Below are 15,827 nucleotides of genomic sequence, written 5' to 3'. Positions count from 1 at the left end.
ATCATCATCCGGGCGGGCCGGGCGCGCACGTCTGCTCTGCCAGATGGCGTACGGCACCGGCGAGCGTGCCCGCCCGGGCGGCCGCCGCACGCTGGCGGGCCGCCCCGCAGCCGTACTCGAGCAGCCGCCGCATCCCCGACTCGACCAGGAGGGTGTCCCCGTACCGCTCGAGCGCCGGACGGGCGTGCGCGACCATCCGCTCCGCCAGTACGGCCCCCCGTACCGCCTTCCCGGAGACCACGTCCAGGGCCATGCCCTCCAGCCCGTCGCGGGCCGCCCGCCAGTACGCGGCACGCAGCACCTCCGCCGAAGGGGCGGGCGCGGGTTCGCCCCGCTCCGCCTCCCTCAAGGACACGGCGACCAGGGCACGGATGAGTGCCGCCAGCACCGCCGATTCGGCCGCCGTGCCGGTCATGTCGGCCACGCGCACCTCGACCGTGGGCCGGCGCGCGGCCGGGCGCACGTCCCAGAAGACGGTCGCGGGATCCACCAGCGCGCCCGATTCCCCCAGCACGCCGAGGACTTCCTCGTAGTGCGCGGGCGAACGCAGGTACGGCGGTGGCCCCGCCACGGGCCACCGCCCCCAGGCGAGCGCACGCCAACTGGCGTAACCGGTGTCGCGTCCCCCGTAGAACGGCGAGTTGGCCGACACGGCGAGCAGTACCGGCAGCTAGGGGCGCAGCCGGTTGCCGACGTCCAGGGCGCGGGCCAGGTCGGGGATGTCGACGTGTACTTGGAAGGCACACATCGACATGTCGTCGTGGAGCGCACGGTAGGTGTCCATGCCCCGGGCGAACCGTTCGCCCTCCGTGATGGGCGGGGGGACGACGTCACCGAGTACGGGCAACCCCGAGGCGGCGACCCGCAGACCGTCCGGCGCCGCGCACCGGGCGACCATGCGCCGCAGGGAGAGCAACTCGTCGTGCAGTTCCCGTGCATGGACGTGCGGGGCGCTCTTCGTCTCCACCTGGAACGTGGTGATCTCGGCGGAGACCCGGCCGGGGGCTTCTGCCGCGCAGCGCTCCAGCACGGCCGGTGCGGCCGGGGCGGCCGTCAGCGCCGCCCCGTCGACCAGCAGCAACTCCTCCTCGACGCCCATCTTGAGGGTGCTCGTCACCCGGCCCACGATGACAGCGAACGGCCGCCGGCATCCAGGAGGCCGAGGAGCGTGTCGTACGTACGGTCCCAGCTCCACTCCTCACGCACCCAGTTCCGCCCCTTCGCCCCCATGACCCGCGCCAACTGACGGTCCCGCAGCAGCTCAACGAGCCGCTCGGTGACCGCCTCCGCATCCCGGCCGTCGACGACATGGCCGGTCTCACCGTCCCGTACGGCGTCGGGCGCGCCGCCCGAGTCGCCCACGAGGGCCGGCAGGCCGGCCGCGGCCGCCTCCAGGTACACGATGCCGAGGCCCTCCACCTCCAGACCGCGCTTCCGGCTTCTGCACGGCATCGCGAAGACGTCGGCGGCGGCGTAGAAGGACGGCAGCTCGGCGTGCGCCTGCCCACCCGCGAAGACCACCGCGCCCGTCACCCCGTGCTCGGCGGTCAGGCGGCGCAGACGGCTCTCGTACGGACCCGAACCCACCAGCAGCAGCCGGACGCCGGGGACACGCTCACGCACCGCTGGCAGGGCGCGTATCAGGATGTCCTGGCCCTTGCGGGCCACCAGGCGGGCGGCGCACAGGACGACGGGCGCGTCACCGAGACCGTACCGGCGGCGCACCGGCCCGGCATCGAGGCCGGGCCGGAACACACCGGCGTCCACGCCGGGCACGAGCCGCGCCATCCGCACGTCCGGCCCGAGCGCCGCGCCGATGGGCGCGCGGGTGCTCGCGCCCAGGTACGTGACGACGTCCACCCCCGCACCTATGCGCCGGAACACGGCCCGGGCGCCGGGCGTACGGGCCCACCACACCTCGTGGCCGTGCGTCGTGGCGACCAGCCGCCGCACCCCGGCCTCCCGCCGCAGCCGGCCGCCCATCAGCCCGAGCGGGGCGGCGGCCCCGAACCACACGCTGTCGCAGCCGTACTCCCGGGCAAGCGCCACGGCCCGGGCGGTCACGCGCGGCGTGGGCAGCAGCATCCGGGTGCGGTCCCGGACGACCGGGTACGGCAGGCCCGCGTCGTGCACGGCGCCGCCCGCCTCCGCCGACGTGTGGACGACGACCCCGCCGGGCGGGAAACGGTCCGTCATGGCCTTCACGAACGTCTCGATGCCGCCCTGCCGGGGCGGGAAGTCGTTGGTGACGACGAGCGTACGGTGCATGGGGTCTCCCTGAGGCAGGTGAGCAGGACGAACGGGATGACGAGGTAGCCGAACCGGGAGGCGGGCATGAACGCGATCGCGAGCGTCAGCCCGAGCGCGAGCCGCCGGGCGGCCGCCCGCACGGTCGAGGGCGGCCGCACAGCCAGCGAGACGGCGACCAACACGGCACTCACCCCCAGCAGCACCCCCGCGACAACGGCGCCGCCGGGCACGTACGCGGCCAGCAGCCGTCCCGGGAAGGGGCTGGCGGCGGGCGACTCGGTGCCGGTCAGGCCGAGCGGAAAGGCGACGACGTGCTGGTAGAAAGCCCCGGGATTCACCAGCACCGGCAGACTGACCGCCCCCACCACCCCCGCGGCCGCACCCAGGCACCGCAGCACGGGCCGGAGCCACCCACCGGCCGACGGACGGCGTACGACCGGGGCGGGGCCGTGCAGGGTCGCCCCCGCAGAGGTTGGCGGCAAGGGGCGGGCTCCCTTTGTCGTACCCAAGGCCGCCGGCCTCGAGGAAGTGAGCCCGGAGGGGCCCCGCCACCACCCACCGGCCGTGACCGCCGCCACCGCGTGCCCGCACTCGCCCCACCGACCGAGCCCAACCCGGCAAGGGCGCCGCCCAACCGCCACCAGCAGCGCCAACGCCACCAGCACCGCCGGCCACGCCGTCCACTTCAGCGCAGCCGCCGCGCCGAGGGCGAGCCCCGCGCGCCCCGCCCGGCCCCGCCCCGCGAGTGTGAGGCCCAGGCACATGAGGCCGGCGACGGGCAGGTCGACGCCGCCCACGGCCAGCGGGAGGGCGACCAGCGGGCACGCCACCACCCAGCCGGCCACCCGGGGCGAAGCCCCTACCGCCGCCACCGACGCCACGAACACCGCGCCCGTCCACCATCGCGGGTCCCCCGGCAGCGCCCCGAGGACCGCCATCCCCGGCAGGTAAGGGTTGTAGTCGGCGAGCCCGCCCGGCTCCCGGGCGTACGGGACGCCGGTCGCCGTGAGCAGCGCGCCCGACCGTTCGACGACGGCCACCTCCAGCTGGCCCCGGCCGGTGGCGACGAGCAGCACCAGCGGCACGGCCACCGCCCCCAGCAGGGCGACGCCGACGGCCGCACGGCGGTGGCTACCCGCGAGCATCGCCGCCGCCCCGTAGCCGAGCGCCGCCGCCACGCCCCACACCCGGTGCGGGGCCAGGTCCGACACCGCGGCGAGCGCACCGGCGACGCCCGCGGACCCCGCCCAGACGATCCTCGTCCCGCTCCACCCGATCATGCGATCGAGGCTAGGAACGCCCGAACTCCCGCACGTCACACGTGAATCCGGTCTTCCGCGTCCACCCCTGGCATGACGGAGGGCCATGGATCAACCCGTACTCCGACGCGCGCCCCGCCCTCGCTCCCCGAGAATCGGGACCATGAACGTGCTCGTCAGAAGCCCCGCGTACCCCTGGGTCACCGGGGCCGCCCTCACCGGCTGCACAGCGGTGGAGCTGGCGCTGGTGCCGGGGTCGCCGTGGGTGGCGGGCTCGGTCCTGACCTCGTCCGCCTCGCTGATGTGGCGCCGTGCACGGCCGGAGACGGCGCTGGTCACGGTCGCCGCCGCGTTCATCGGCTTCGGCGCGGACACGAGCCTGTACCTGGTGACGGTGATCAGCGGACTGGTGGGCCTGTACACCCTGGGCCGCCACCGGGTGCAGCACCCGGCGGTGCTGGTCGGCGCGGGTGCTCTGGCGTCGCTGGGCGTGAACCTGGTGCACATCCGGAAGTGGGCGGATCTGACTCCCAGGGTGAACCCCTCCCCCATCGAGGGCCACCGGCTGGACCCGGGCCTGTACGCGGAGACGTTGCTGCTGACCGTCGTGGTCCTGGCCGCGGTGAGCGCGGGCGACGCGGTACGCGCGCGTGAGGAGGCGCGCAACGAACGGGCCGCCGCGCAGGAGCGGTTGCTCGCGATGGAGCGGCGGCAGGCCGCCGAGGCCGAGCGCGCCGCGATCGCGCGGGAGCTGCACGACGTCGTCGCGCACTCGGTGTCGATGATCGCCGTACAGGCGGAGAGCGCGACGTACACCTCCCCGGACCTGTCCCCGCAGGCACGCGAGGCGCTCCAGCAGATCGCCGGCACGGCCCGCTCGTCGATGACCGAACTGCGCCGCCTGCTGGGCGTGTTGCGCACACATCCCGGCGACAAGACTGCGGCCACATCCCCGCAGCCGACGCTCGCGGGCCTGGACGAGCTGGTGGAGCAGCACCGCGCGGTGGGCGGCAGCGCGGACCTGAAGGTGCGCGGCGAGCGGGTGGCGTTGCCGGCCGGCTGGGAGCTGTCCGCGTACCGCATCGTGCAGGAGGCGCTGACCAACGCGCGCAGACACGCGCCGGGAGCCCATACGGTGGTGGACGTCGTCTACGGGACGGACCGGCTGACGGTACGCGTCGCGGACGACGGCCCGGGCCCGGGCGCGCACGACGGCACGGGCCACGGCCTGACCGGCATGCGTGAACGTGCCGCGCTGCTCGGCGGGAGCGTCACCACCGGCCCCGGCCCGGACGGCGGCTTTCTCGTGAAGGCGGAACTCCCATGGTGATCAGGGCGATCGTGGCCGACGACCAGGCGGTCGTACGCACCGGCTTCGTCAACCTCCTCGCGACCCAGGCGGACATCCAGGTCGTCGGCGAGGCCGAGGACGGGGAGCGGGCCGTCCGGGTCGCGGCCGAGCAGCGGCCGGACCTGGCATTGCTCGACATCCGGATGCCGCACAAGGACGGTATCCAGGCCGCCCGCGAGATCCTCGCCGCGTCCGGCGGGGCGACGAAGGTGCTGATGCTGACCACCTTCGACCTGGACGAGTACGTGTACGACGCGCTCGCGGCGGGCGCGAGCGGCTTCCTGCTGAAGGACGCGACGTTTCCGGAGTTGCTGCACGCGGTACGGGTGGTCGCGCGCGGCGACGCGCTGCTGGCGCCGACCGTGACGCGGCGGCTGGTCGCCGAGTTCGCCCGCCAGCGGGCGGGGGTGCTGCCGCCACGGCCGGTGGAGGGGCTGACGGCACGCGAGGTGGAGGTGCTGGTGCTGATCGCGAGGGGCCTGTCGAACGCGGAGATCGCGGAGGCGCTGACGATCACCGACCACACCGTGAAGACCCACATCAACCGGCTCTTCGCGAAGATGGGCCTCAGGGACCGGGCGCAGGCGGTGATCCTGGCGTACGAGCTGGGACTGGTGCTTCCCGGCCGCGACTCCGCCACACCTGCCTGACCGAGGCAACGCCCGGGCCCGTTCTCTCGTCTGGCAGACGTAAGTCACCCCAAGACGCACAAGACACACAAGACGAAGCGGAGCCCGGACGTGCTCATAGGACTGTTGACGGCCGTCGCGGCCTCGATCTGCTACGGCACGGGCTCGGTCCTCCAGGCCGTCGGGTCCCGCAAGTCGGCCCGCCGCGAGGCGGCCGCCGGCCTGGTGACGCAGCACGGCGGGCCGTCCCTGTCGTCGACCGCGAAGGCGGCGATGACGTGGGAGTTCATCGTCGGTACGATCCTCGACTTCGTCGGTTTCGGGCTGGGCGCGCTGGCCGCGCGGATGCTGCCGCTGTTCCTGTCCCAGACGGTGATCAGCGCGAACCTGGTGGTCACCGCCGTACTGAGCGTGCGGCTGCTCGGCATCCGGCTGACCCGCGCCGAGTGGACGTCGATCGGTGTGGTGTGTTCGGCGCTGGTGCTGCTGGCCACGGCGGCGGGCCCGGAGGGCAGCGGGCACACGCCGATCTCCACGCACTGGTGGCTGCTGGCCGTGTCGCTGCTGCTGATGGTGGGCGGGACGGTCGTCGTGCGGCTGCTGGGCGCACGGGCGGCGATCCTGGCCGGTCTGCTGTCCGGGCTGGGCTTCGGCGCGCTGGGGGTCGGCGTACGCGTACTGAACGGCATCGATCCGTTCGACCTGGGCGCGCTGCTGTCCGACCCGGCGCTGTACGCGATCCTCGTCGCCGGGGTCGGCGGGATGTACCTGCACACCGTGGCGCTCCAGATCGGCTCGGTGAACGGGGCGACGGCGGCGCTGGTGGTGGGCGAGACGGTGCTGCCGGGCATGATCGGCGTGTGGTGGCTGGGGGACGCGTCACGGCCGGGGTTCGCGTGGCTGGCCGTGGTGGGGTTCGTCCTGGCGGTGGCGGGCGCGGTCGCGGTGGCGTGGTTCGGGGAGCCCGAGGGCGGCCGGGAGGGCGGCCCGGCGCCGGTGCCGGAGGAGCCCGGGGAACTCGCCCGCGTCGGCTGAACAGCGCCCTCGTAGACTCCCGGCAGGGAGATGAGACATGGGGCTACGGCTCAAGATAGGCGCCACGATCACCGCGACCGCCGCGCTCGCCGCGCTCGTGACGGGTGTCCAGGTACCGCGGCTGATGGAGGACCGGGCCCGGGACCAGGCGATGGAACGGCTCGGTATCGCCGAGCGCGGCTACCGGGAGGACGGGCAGGCCCGCTTCGGGGCCAGGGTCAACCCGCCCAACCTGCCCGACGAGCTGCGCCGCACCGTCCTCGACGGCCGCCGCGCCACCTATGTGCAGGCGTACGGGGAACGCCGCCAGATCTGGGCGGCCACGAGCGTCGGCGACGACATCCTGGCGCTGAAGCAGTTCGAGGACCCGCTGTCGGACGAGTTGCAGGCCGGCATGTTCCGGGCGGGTGTCGTGGGTACGGCGGTGGCCACCCTGATCGGCCTGCTGCTCGCCACCCGGCTGGGCCGGCGGCTGCGGCTGTCGGCGCGGCGGGCCGAGCAGATCACCGGCGGTGATCTGGACGCCCGGCTCCCCCAGTCGGGGCGGGACGAGATCACCACGCTCACCCGGGCGGTGAACACCATGGCGGACGCGCTGGCGGAGCGGCTGCGCGCGGAGCGTGAGGTGACGGCGAACATCGCGCACGAGCTGCGTACGCCCGTCGCCGGGCTGGTCGCGGCGGCCGGGCTGCTCCCGGACGGCAGGGCCGAGTCGATGGTGAAGGAGCGGGTCGCGCGGATGCGGGACCTGATGGAGGACGTCCTGGAGGTGGCCCGCCTGGACAACGGCGGCGAGGAGGCCGACGTACGGCTGGTGGAGCTGGGTGCGCTCGCCCGCCGGGCGGTACGCGCGGTCGAACACAGCGGCGTGCGCCTTGACATCGTTGCCGACGCGCTGCTGGAGACCGATGCGCGGCGCGTGGAGCGGGTCCTGACGAACCTGGTCAGCAACGCGTTGCGGCACGGTGCCGAACCGGTCGTGGTGGAGGTCGAGGGCGGGGTCGTCCGGGTCCGCGACCGGGGCGCCGGTTTCCCCGAGCACCTGCTGGCGCACGGGCCGCGCCGGTTCCAGACCAGCGCGGTGGGCAAGGGGCTGGGCCTGGGCCTGACGATCGCCGCGGGCCAGGCGCGGGTGCTGGGCGCCCGCCTGACGTTCACCAACCCGGAGGGCGGCGGCGCGCGCGCCGTGCTGGACCTGTCGGGGGCCGTCCGCGAGGAACCGCCCGAAGGCTGACGCTCAGCCGAGCACCACGACCTCGTCCGCCGCGAACGTCACGCCCACCACCGCCCCCTCCTCGGGCGCGTCCCGCAGCGCGCACTCGGCCTCCAAGAGGGGCCCGGTCTCCGGCCGGAGCCGTACCGCCACGTGGTGCCCCCGGAACGTCCGCCCCTCGACGGTGCACCGCAGTCCGTCGGCCGGGTCGCCGAGCCGTACCCCCGCCGGCCGCACCAGCACCTGAACCGCCCCCTGGGCGGAGTCGGCCGGCACGGGGACCTTGCCCCACACGGTGTCGGCCGCCTCGCCGGTCACCGTCGCCGCGACCACGTTGTCGAAGCCCAGGAAACGGGCGATGAACTCCGACGCCGGGCGCCGCCACACCTCCAGCGGCGTACCGCTCTGCGCGATGCGCCCGTCGCGCATCACCACCACCCGGTCGGCGAGCGCGAAGGCCTCGCCCTGGTCGTGCGTGACGGCGAGCACCGTCGTACCGAGCCGCCCGAACAGGTGCCGCAGCTCGACGACGAGCCGCTCGCGCAGCCCCCGGTCGAGCTGGCCGAGCGGTTCGTCGAGCATCAGCAGCCGGGGGCGGGGCGCCAGCGCCCGCGCGAGGGCGACGCGCTGCTGCTCGCCGCCGGACAGCGCGGCGACGGCCCGCCGTTCGGCGCCCGGCAGCCCGACGAGCTCCAGCAACTCGGCGACCCGCTCCGCCTGTTCCTTCCGCGACGCGCCGCGCATGCGCAGCCCGAACGCGACGTTGCCGCCGACGTCCCGCTGCGGGAACAGCTGGTGGTCCTGGAACATGAGCCCGACGCCGCGCCGGTGCACGGGCACGCCCGCCTGGTCGGCGCCGTCGAGCAGCACACGGCCCGCGTCCACGCCCTGGAGCCCGGCCACGACCCGCAGCAGGGTCGACTTTCCGCTGCCGCTCGGCCCGAGGACGCACACGATCTCATGGTCGGCGACGTCTAGGGACACCGAGTCCACGGCGACGCGCGATCCGAAGCGTACGGTCACGCCGTCAAGACGCAGCATGTCAGAACTCCCCGGAGCGTTCGGTGGTACGGATACGTTCGAGCAGCAGAAGCGCCACCGCGCACACCACCATCAGGATCGTCGACAGGGCCATGGCCTGGCCGTAGTTGAGCTCGCCGGGCCGGCCGAGGAGCCGGGCGACCGCGACCGGGAGGGTCGGGTTGTCGGGGCGGGCGATGAACACGGTCGCCCCGAACTCGCCCAGCGACACGGCGAACGCGAACCCGGCGGCCACCAGCAGCGCCCGCCGCACCAGCGGCAGGTCCACCTCCCGCCACACCCGCCACGGCGACGCGCCCAGCACGGCCGCCGCCTCGCGCAGCCGCGCGTCCACCGCGCGCAGCACGGGCAGCATGGTCCGTACGACGAAGGGGACGCCGACCAGGGCCTGGGCGAGCGGCACCAGGATCCACGAGGAGCGCAGGTCGAGCGGCGGCTCGTCCAGCGCGATGAGGAACCCGAAGCCGACGGTCACGGCGGACACGCCGAGCGGCAGCATCAGCAGCGCGTCGAAGCCGCGCACGACGCGCCCGGCGCGCCGGGTCAGCGCAGCGGCGGCGAGCCCGCCGACCAGGAGCGCGATCCCGGTCGCGGCGAGGGCGTACTCCAGCGAGTTCCCGATCGCCTCCAGGGGCGGCACCAGGAACGTCCCGCCGCCCGCGTCCACGTCCTGGAGCGCCCGGTAGTAGCCGAGCCCGCCGTCGAAGGACCGCTCGACGAGCACCCCGAGCGGCAGCAGGAGCAGCAGCACCACGGTGAGCAGCACGCCACCGAGCAGCCCCCACTGCCCGGCCCCGCGCGGCCGCCGCGCGGTCTGCGCGGCGTCGACGAGCTTCAGCGCGGTCTCCCGCCGCCGTACCGTCCGGGCGTGCACGGCGAGGATCGCCCCGACGGCGGCGAACTGCACCAGCGTCAGCACCGCCGCCGTCGGCAGGTCGAGCAGCTGCGCCGTCTGCCGGTAGATCTCCGCCTCCAGGGTGCGGTACGCGGGCCCGCCGAGGATCTGGATGATGCCGAAGGAGGTGTACGTGAAGAGGAACACCATCAGCGCGGCGGCGGCCACGGCGGGCGCGAGCGCCGGCAGCGTCACCCGCCGCCACGCCCCGAAGCGCGAGGCACCCAGCACCCGGGCGGCCTCCTCCTGGCGCGGGTCGAGCTGTGCCCACAGCCCGCCGACGGTCCGGACGACGACCGCGTAGTTGAAGAAGACGTGCGCGAGGAGGATCGCCCACACGGTGGTGTCCAGCCGTACGCCCCACAGCTCGTCGAGCAGCCCGCCCCGCCCGAGCAGGGCGAGGAACGCGGTGCCGACGACGACGGTCGGCAGGACGAACGGCACGGTGACGACGGCCCGCAGCAGCCCCTTGCCGGGGAAGTCGAAGCGGGCGAAGACGTACGCCCCGGGCAGCGCGATCAGCAGGGTGAGCGCGGTGGAGGCGAGCGCCTGCCAGGTGGTGAACCAGAGCACGTCCAGGATGTCCGGGCGGCCCAGCACGTCGCCGAGCCGCCCGAGCTGCCAGCCACCGTCGTCCGTCTTCAGCCCGCGCCCGACGATCGCGGCGACCGGGTAGGCGAAGAAGACGGCGAAGAACACCACGGGCAGGGCCATGAGCCCCGCCCGCAGCGCCTTGCGCTCTACCTCAGGACGAGCGAGGACCACGACTGGATCCACCCGTCACGCTTCTCGGCGATCTTCTCGGGGGCGACGGTGTGCGGCTTGTCGACCTTGGCGCCGTGCTTGGTGAACAGCTCCGGCAGCTTCGCGTCCTTCGCCACCGGGTTCACGAACATCTGCAGCGGCATGTCCTCCTGGAACTTCTTGCTGATCAGGAAGTCGATGAGGGCCTTGCCGCCGTCGGGGTTCTTCGCGCCGGTCAGCAGCCCGGCGAACTCGGTCTGCTGGAAGCACGTCCCGGTGGAGACGCCGGTCGGCGCCTCGGCGGGCTGCGGCTCGGAGTACAGCACCTCGACGGGCGGGCTGGAGGCGTACGACACGACGAGCGGCCGGTCGCCCTTGGCCTTCTTGCCGCCGGCGGAGCCGGAGAACTCCTGGTTGTAGGCGAGCTCCCAGCTGTCGACGACCTTGACGCCGTTGGCCTTCAGCTTCTTCCAGTAGTCCTGCCAGCCGTCGTCGCCGTACTGGGCGGCCGTGCCGAGCAGGAACCCGAGACCCGGCGAGGACCGCTCCGGGTTCTCCACGACGAGGAGGTTCTTGTACGCGGGCTTGGCGAGGTCGTCGAAGGTCTGCGGCGGCGCGAGCTTCTTGTCCGCGAAGTACTTCTTGTCGTAGTTGACGCAGATCTTGCCGGTGTCGACGGGCGTGACGCGGTGCTTGTCCTTGTCGAGCTGGACGGCCTCGGGGACCCGGTCCAGGCCCTTGGCCTCGTACGGCTCGAACAGCCCGTTGTCGAGCGCGCGGGACAGCAGCGTGTTGTCGACGCCGAAGAAGACGTCGCCCTGCGGGGCGCCCTTGGTGAGGATGGCCTTGTTGACGGCCTCACCCGCGTCGCCGCTCTTGAGGACCTTGACGGTGTAGCCGGTCTGCTTGGTGAACTCCTTCAGGACGGCCGGGGAGGCGTTGAAGGAGTCGTGGCTGACGAGCGTCACGGTCTTCGACTTCGTACCGCCGTCACCGGCGTCCTTGCCGGACTCGCTGCCGCAGGCGGTGAGCGTGGTGACGCCCAGCGCGGCGGCGACGGCGCCGACCGCGATCTTCTTGGTGGTGCTCACTGAGATTCCTCCTGGGTATGACCAGGAAGAGACGCGGCCCTGCCCACCCCCTCATGGAAGTGGGCAGGGCGCAACAGCTCGAGTAACGACCGAACTTCCTACCCAGAATGACCTGGGCGAGGTTCAGAGGGTCTGCGGCCGCTGTGCTTGTCTTAAAAGCGTGTGCCGCACTCTCAGCGCTGTGGCGCTCCCCTGTCGGAATATGCAGGTGTGTTCGAGCTCAGACTACAAGCTCACCTCTCCGAGGCGGCGAGCTGTCCACAGGCACCGTCGATTTCCTGACCGCGGGTGTCACGCACCGTGACCGGTACGCCGTGGGCGGCGATGGCCTCGACGAACGCCTTCTCGTCCTCCGGGCGGGACGCGGTCCACTTCGACCCCGGGGTCGGGTTGAGCGGGATCAGGTTGACGTGGACGCGCTTGCCCTTGAGGAGGCGGCCGAGGAGGTCGCCCCGCCAGGCCTGGTCATTGATGTCGCGGATCAGGGCGTACTCGATCGAGACACGGCGGCCGGACTTCTCCGCGTACTCCCAGGCGGCGTCCAGCACCTCCCGCACCTTCCAGCGCGTGTTGACGGGGACGAGGGTGTCGCGCAGCTCGTCGTCGGGGGCGTGCAGCGAAACGGCGAGGCGGCACTTGAAGCCCTCGTCGGCGAAGCGGAGCATCGCCGGGACGAGGCCGACCGTCGAGACGGTGATGCCGCGCTGCGACAGCCCGAGCCCGTCCGGCTCGGGGTCGGTGAGCCGCCTGATCGCTCCGACGACCCGCTTGTAGTTCGCCAGCGGCTCGCCCATGCCCATGAAGACGATGTTGGAGAGCCGTGCGGGCCCACCGGGCACCTCGCCGTCGCGTAGCGCCCGCATGCCGTCGACGATCTGGTGCACGATCTCGGCGGTGGACAGGTTCCGGTCGAGCCCGGCCTGGCCGGTGGCGCAGAACGGGCAGTTCATGCCGCAGCCGGCCTGCGAGGAGATGCACATCGTGACGCGGTCGGGGTACCGCATCAGGACGGACTCGACGAGCGTGCCGTCGTGGAGCCGCCACAGGGTCTTACGGGTGGTGTCGTCGTCGCAGGAGATGTGCCGTACGACGGACATCAGGTCGGGCAGCAGCTCGGCCGCGAGCTTCTCGCGGGACGCGGCGGGGATGTCCGTCCACTCGGCCGGGTCGTGCGCGTACCGCGCGAAGTAGTGCTGGGACAGTTGCTTGGCGCGGAACGGCTTCTCACCGATCGCGGCGACGGCCTCCTTGCGCTCGGCGGGCGTGAGGTCGGCGAGGTGCCGCGGCGGCTTCGTGGCTCCGCGCGGGGCGACGAAGGTGAGCTCTCCCGGTGCGGGGCGTGGCATGACCTGGTACTCCTCAGTAAAGACGAGGCCGCGGTACGTGAGCCGGGAGACCTCACCGGATGATCCCCGCGCGCGTGCGTGGGCCGCGGGGCCGAAAGGGCCCGCCGCGACGGTGCGACGAGCCCTTCCAGGGTAACCGGATGCCGGTTCAGCCTGTTCCGACGAACATCACCAGCAGCAACCACACCACCGGAGCCGTCGGCAACAGCGAATCCAGCCGGTCCATACCGTGCCCATGTGCGGCTACCGCCGCGTGGCACCATGGCCCGCCATCAGCCTGTTCCGACGAAGACCACCAGCAGCAACCACACCACCGGAGCTGTCGGCAACAGCGAATCCAGCCGGTCCATGATGCCTCCATGACCCGGCAGCAGCGTGCCCATGTCCTTGATGCCGAGGTCCCGCTTGATCATCGACTCGCCGAGGTCGCCCAGCGTGGCGCTGGCCGCGACGGCGAGGCCCAGAAGCAGGCCCTGCCACCAGGTGCCGTCGTCGATGGCGAACTCCATGCACAGCGCGCCCGCCGCCATGGCGAACGCCACCGCGCCCAGCAGCCCCTCACGGGTCTTGCCGGGGCTGATGCGCGGCGCGAGCTTGTGCTTGCCGAAGCGCCAGCCGACGGCGTACGCGCCGGTGTCGCTGACCACGGTCAGGAGCAGGAAGGTGAGCACCCGCCAGGGGCCGTCGTCCGCGGTGAGCATCAGCGCCACGAACGTCGCCAGGAACGGCACGTAGAACGCGGCGAAGACGCCGGCCGTGACGTCCTTCAGGTAGCCCTCGGGCGGCTCCGTCATCCGCCACACCAGCACCGCGAGCGCGGTGAGCGCCATGGCGACCCAGGCGCCCTCCGCCCCGCGCACGTACCCGGCCACGACCATGGCCGCGCCGCCGACGGCGAGCGGCACGAGCGGGGCCTTGATGGACTTGCGCTCCTCCAGGCGGGAGGTCAGTTCCCACAGCCCGACCACGACCGCGACGGCTATCACGCCGACGAACGCGGCCTTCCAGATGAACAGCGACGCGACGATCACCGTCCCGAGAGCGACGCCGACCCCTATGGCGGCCCTGAGGTCCCGCCCGGCCCGCTTCTTCTGCGGGCCGGACGGACGGGGCTGTTCCGGAGGCTGCGGCGCTCCCGACGGCGAGCTGGGCATGGGCTCCTGCGGATTCTGCGGATTCTCCGGCTGCTGCGGCTGCGGCTGCGGCTGCCACCGCTGCCGCGTCTCGTCACGGAACGGGGGACCGCTCAGCGGAGCGGTCCCCCGGTCGCGGTCGTCCTGGCCACCGCCGGTGTCTCCACCGGCGGGGACGTCGGGCACGATGGGCATGGGCCGAGTCTGCTGTGCCTCATGCCCGTCGTAGGCGGGACCCGCCGGGGCTGCCGGAGCGAACCCCGGGTGGTACCCCTGGTCGGGCGGACCCCATGGACCGCCTCTCGGCGGGGCCCCCCAGGAAGAGTCGTTCATCAGACCTCGAGCAGCTCGGCTTCCTTGTGCTTGAGCAGCTCGTCCACCTGCGCGACGTACTTCGCGGTGGTGTCGTCGAGCTCCTTCTCCGCGCGGCGGCCCTCGTCCTCGCCGACCTCGCCGTCCTTGACGAACTTGTCGATCGTCTCCTTGGACTTGCGGCGGACCGAGCGGATCGAGATCTTGGCGTCCTCGGCCTTGCCCTTGGCGACCTTGATGTACTCGCGGCGGCGCTCCTCGGTGAGCTCGGGGAACACCACACGGATGATGTTGCCGTCGTTGCTCGGGTTGACGCCGAGGTCCGAGTCGCGGATGGCCTGCTCGATGTTGCGCAGCGCGCTCTTGTCGAACGGGGTCACCACGGCCATGCGGGGCTCCGGCACGGAGAACGACGCCAGCTGGTTGATCGGCGTGGTGGCACCGTAGTAGTCGGCCACGATCTTGTTGAACATGGCCGGGTGCGCACGCCCGGTACGGATCGCGGCGAAGTCCTCCTTGGCGACCAGGACGGCCTTCTCCATCTTCTCCTCTGCCTCGAGGAGGGTCTCTTCGATCACCACTTGCTCCTGCGTGTCTATGAGTAGGCCCGGCGTAACAAAGGGCTGCGGAACCTGCGTCGCGTCTGTCCCCTGCACGGTGTCCGACCGGCAGGGCTTTGTCCATCCCCTCGCGGGGCACCCCGGGGGCCGGAGCCCCCGGTGGATCCGGGGGTCAGGTCCTGGTGCCCTGGTCGCTCACGAGAGTGCCGATCTTCTCACCCTTCACGGCCCGCGCGATATTGCCCGCCGCGAGCAGCTCGAAGACGAGGATCGGCAGGTTGTTGTCGCGGCAGAGGGTGATGGCGGTGGCGTCGGCGACCTTGAGGTCGCGGGAGAGCACCTCGCCGTACTCCAGCGCGTCGAACTTCACCGCGTCGGGGTTGGCCTTGGGGTCGGAGTCGTAGACGCCGTCCACCCCGTTCTTGCCCATGAGGAGCGCTTCCGCGTCGATCTCCAGGGCACGCTGGGCCGCGGTGGTGTCGGTGGAGAAGTAGGGCATGCCCATACCGGCGCCAAAGATCACGACGCGGCCCTTCTCCAGGTGGCGCACGGCGCGCAGCGGGATGTACGGCTCCGCGACCTGCCCCATGGTGATGGCGGTCTGGACCCGCGAGTCGATGCCCTCCTTCTCCAGGAAGTCCTGGAGGGCGAGGCAGTTCATGACCGTACCGAGCATGCCCATGTAGTCGGAGCGGGCCCGGTCCATGCCACGTACCTGAAGCTCGGCGCCGCGGAAGAAGTTGCCGCCGCCGATCACGACCGCGATCTCCGCGCCGTCGCGGACGACCGCGGCGATCTCGCGTGCGATGGCGTGTACGACGTCGGGATCGACGCCGAGGCCACCACCGCCGGCGAACGCCTCGCCGGACAGCTTCAGCATGAAGCGGCCGGCCTTTTTACCGGTGTTGTCGTCGCCCTGTGCGGCGCCCTGGTTCATGGAGATCTCCTCGTGCACATACGAAGAAGGC

General features: G+C 72.6%; 13 protein-coding genes and 1 pseudogene. 4 read left to right on the top strand and 10 right to left on the bottom strand.

Annotation, left to right across the window (positions count from 1 at the left end; all coding sequences use genetic code 11):
* Positions 1–4: 4 nt before the first annotated feature.
* From AMK26_RS37695 to AMK26_RS12705, 3 genes and pseudogenes are all read right to left on the bottom strand, one after another.
* Positions 5–1,099, bottom strand: a pseudogene (locus AMK26_RS37695) (carboxylate-amine ligase).
* 14 nt (positions 1,100–1,113) lie between these two features.
* Positions 1,114–2,268 carry a glycosyltransferase family 4 protein gene (locus tag AMK26_RS12710; protein WP_073754609.1) on the bottom strand — a complete coding sequence of 385 codons (1,155 nt, stop codon included), beginning with the start codon at positions 2,266–2,268 and terminating at the stop codon, positions 1,114–1,116.
* Complete coding sequence (locus AMK26_RS12705; RefSeq protein WP_073754608.1) at positions 2,202–3,530, bottom strand: hypothetical protein; 1,329 nt, start codon at positions 3,528–3,530, stop codon at positions 2,202–2,204. Before AMK26_RS12705 ends, AMK26_RS12710 begins: the two co-directional genes overlap by 67 nt.
* A 142-nt stretch (positions 3,531–3,672) precedes the next feature.
* Between AMK26_RS12705 and AMK26_RS12700 the strand changes: the two genes are divergently transcribed.
* The 4 genes from AMK26_RS12700 to AMK26_RS12685 all read left to right on the top strand — a co-directional run bounded on the left by AMK26_RS12700 (position 3,673) and on the right by AMK26_RS12685 (position 7,758).
* The gene (locus AMK26_RS12700; protein ID WP_073754607.1) at positions 3,673–4,839 is read left to right on the top strand and encodes a sensor histidine kinase; all 1,167 of its coding nucleotides are present in this window, start codon (positions 3,673–3,675) and stop codon (positions 4,837–4,839) included.
* Complete coding sequence (locus AMK26_RS12695) at positions 4,833–5,510, top strand: response regulator (protein ID WP_073754606.1); 678 nt, start codon at positions 4,833–4,835, stop codon at positions 5,508–5,510. Before AMK26_RS12700 ends, AMK26_RS12695 begins: the two co-directional genes overlap by 7 nt.
* Before the next feature lie 90 nt (positions 5,511–5,600).
* The gene (locus AMK26_RS12690) at positions 5,601–6,524 is read left to right on the top strand and encodes a hypothetical protein (RefSeq protein WP_073754605.1); all 924 of its coding nucleotides are present in this window, start codon (positions 5,601–5,603) and stop codon (positions 6,522–6,524) included.
* A 37-nt stretch (positions 6,525–6,561) separates the two neighbouring features.
* Entirely contained in the window at positions 6,562–7,758 is a 1,197-nt protein-coding gene (locus AMK26_RS12685) for a sensor histidine kinase (RefSeq protein WP_073754604.1), read from the top strand.
* Between the two features lie 3 nt (positions 7,759–7,761).
* Here the strand turns inward: AMK26_RS12685 and AMK26_RS12680 are convergent, their stop codons facing one another.
* From AMK26_RS12680 to pyrH, 7 genes are all read right to left on the bottom strand, one after another.
* Positions 7,762–8,778 carry an ABC transporter ATP-binding protein gene (locus AMK26_RS12680; protein ID WP_073754603.1) on the bottom strand — a complete coding sequence of 339 codons (1,017 nt, stop codon included), beginning with the start codon at positions 8,776–8,778 and terminating at the stop codon, positions 7,762–7,764.
* A 1-nt stretch (position 8,779) separates the two neighbouring features.
* Positions 8,780–10,387, bottom strand: coding sequence for an ABC transporter permease (locus AMK26_RS12675; RefSeq protein ID WP_073754602.1), 1,608 nt, complete (start codon positions 10,385–10,387; stop codon positions 8,780–8,782).
* A gap of 26 nt (positions 10,388–10,413) precedes the next feature.
* Positions 10,414–11,508 (bottom strand): thiamine ABC transporter substrate-binding protein, encoded by a 1,095-nt coding sequence (locus AMK26_RS12670; RefSeq protein ID WP_073754601.1) that lies wholly within the window; start codon positions 11,506–11,508, stop codon positions 10,414–10,416.
* 233 nt (positions 11,509–11,741) lie between these two features.
* Complete coding sequence (gene rlmN, locus AMK26_RS12665) at positions 11,742–12,854, bottom strand: 23S rRNA (adenine(2503)-C(2))-methyltransferase RlmN (RefSeq protein WP_073754600.1); 1,113 nt, start codon at positions 12,852–12,854, stop codon at positions 11,742–11,744.
* 272 nt (positions 12,855–13,126) lie between these two features.
* Positions 13,127–14,182, bottom strand: coding sequence for a phosphatidate cytidylyltransferase (locus tag AMK26_RS12660; protein ID WP_443333156.1), 1,056 nt, complete (start codon positions 14,180–14,182; stop codon positions 13,127–13,129).
* A 137-nt stretch (positions 14,183–14,319) separates the two neighbouring features.
* Positions 14,320–14,877 carry a ribosome recycling factor gene (gene frr, locus AMK26_RS12655; protein ID WP_064070288.1) on the bottom strand — a complete coding sequence of 186 codons (558 nt, stop codon included), beginning with the start codon at positions 14,875–14,877 and terminating at the stop codon, positions 14,320–14,322.
* Positions 14,878–15,031: 154 nt separating this feature from the next.
* On the bottom strand, positions 15,032–15,796 hold the full coding sequence (gene pyrH / locus AMK26_RS12650) for a UMP kinase (protein ID WP_073754599.1): 765 nt from the start codon (positions 15,794–15,796) through the stop codon (positions 15,032–15,034).
* Between the last annotated feature and the right edge of the window lie 31 nt (positions 15,797–15,827).

This window comes from Streptomyces sp. CB03234, assembly GCF_001905885.1.
Lineage (GTDB): Bacteria > Actinomycetota > Actinomycetes > Streptomycetales > Streptomycetaceae > Streptomyces.
Note: the sequence above shows the minus strand (reverse complement) of the source record. Positions and strands in the feature narration are given on the sequence as shown.

Coding starts and splice junctions, on each gene's coding strand:
- AMK26_RS12680 (WP_073754603.1), bottom strand. CDS start 8,778: ATGCTGCGTCTTGACGGCGTGACCGTACGCTTCGGATCGCGCGTCGCC.
- rlmN (WP_073754600.1), bottom strand. CDS start 12,854: ATGCCACGCCCCGCACCGGGAGAGCTCACCTTCGTCGCCCCGCGCGGA.
- pyrH (WP_073754599.1), bottom strand. CDS start 15,796: ATGAACCAGGGCGCCGCACAGGGCGACGACAACACCGGTAAAAAGGCC.
- AMK26_RS12675 (WP_073754602.1), bottom strand. CDS start 10,387: ATGGCCCTGCCCGTGGTGTTCTTCGCCGTCTTCTTCGCCTACCCGGTC.
- AMK26_RS12710 (WP_073754609.1), bottom strand. CDS start 2,268: ATGCACCGTACGCTCGTCGTCACCAACGACTTCCCGCCCCGGCAGGGC.
- AMK26_RS12700 (WP_073754607.1), top strand. CDS start 3,673: ATGAACGTGCTCGTCAGAAGCCCCGCGTACCCCTGGGTCACCGGGGCC.
- AMK26_RS12660 (WP_443333156.1), bottom strand. CDS start 14,182: ATGCCCATCGTGCCCGACGTCCCCGCCGGTGGAGACACCGGCGGTGGC.
- AMK26_RS12685 (WP_073754604.1), top strand. CDS start 6,562: ATGGGGCTACGGCTCAAGATAGGCGCCACGATCACCGCGACCGCCGCG.
- AMK26_RS12705 (WP_073754608.1), bottom strand. CDS start 3,530: ATGATCGGGTGGAGCGGGACGAGGATCGTCTGGGCGGGGTCCGCGGGC.
- AMK26_RS12695 (WP_073754606.1), top strand. CDS start 4,833: ATGGTGATCAGGGCGATCGTGGCCGACGACCAGGCGGTCGTACGCACC.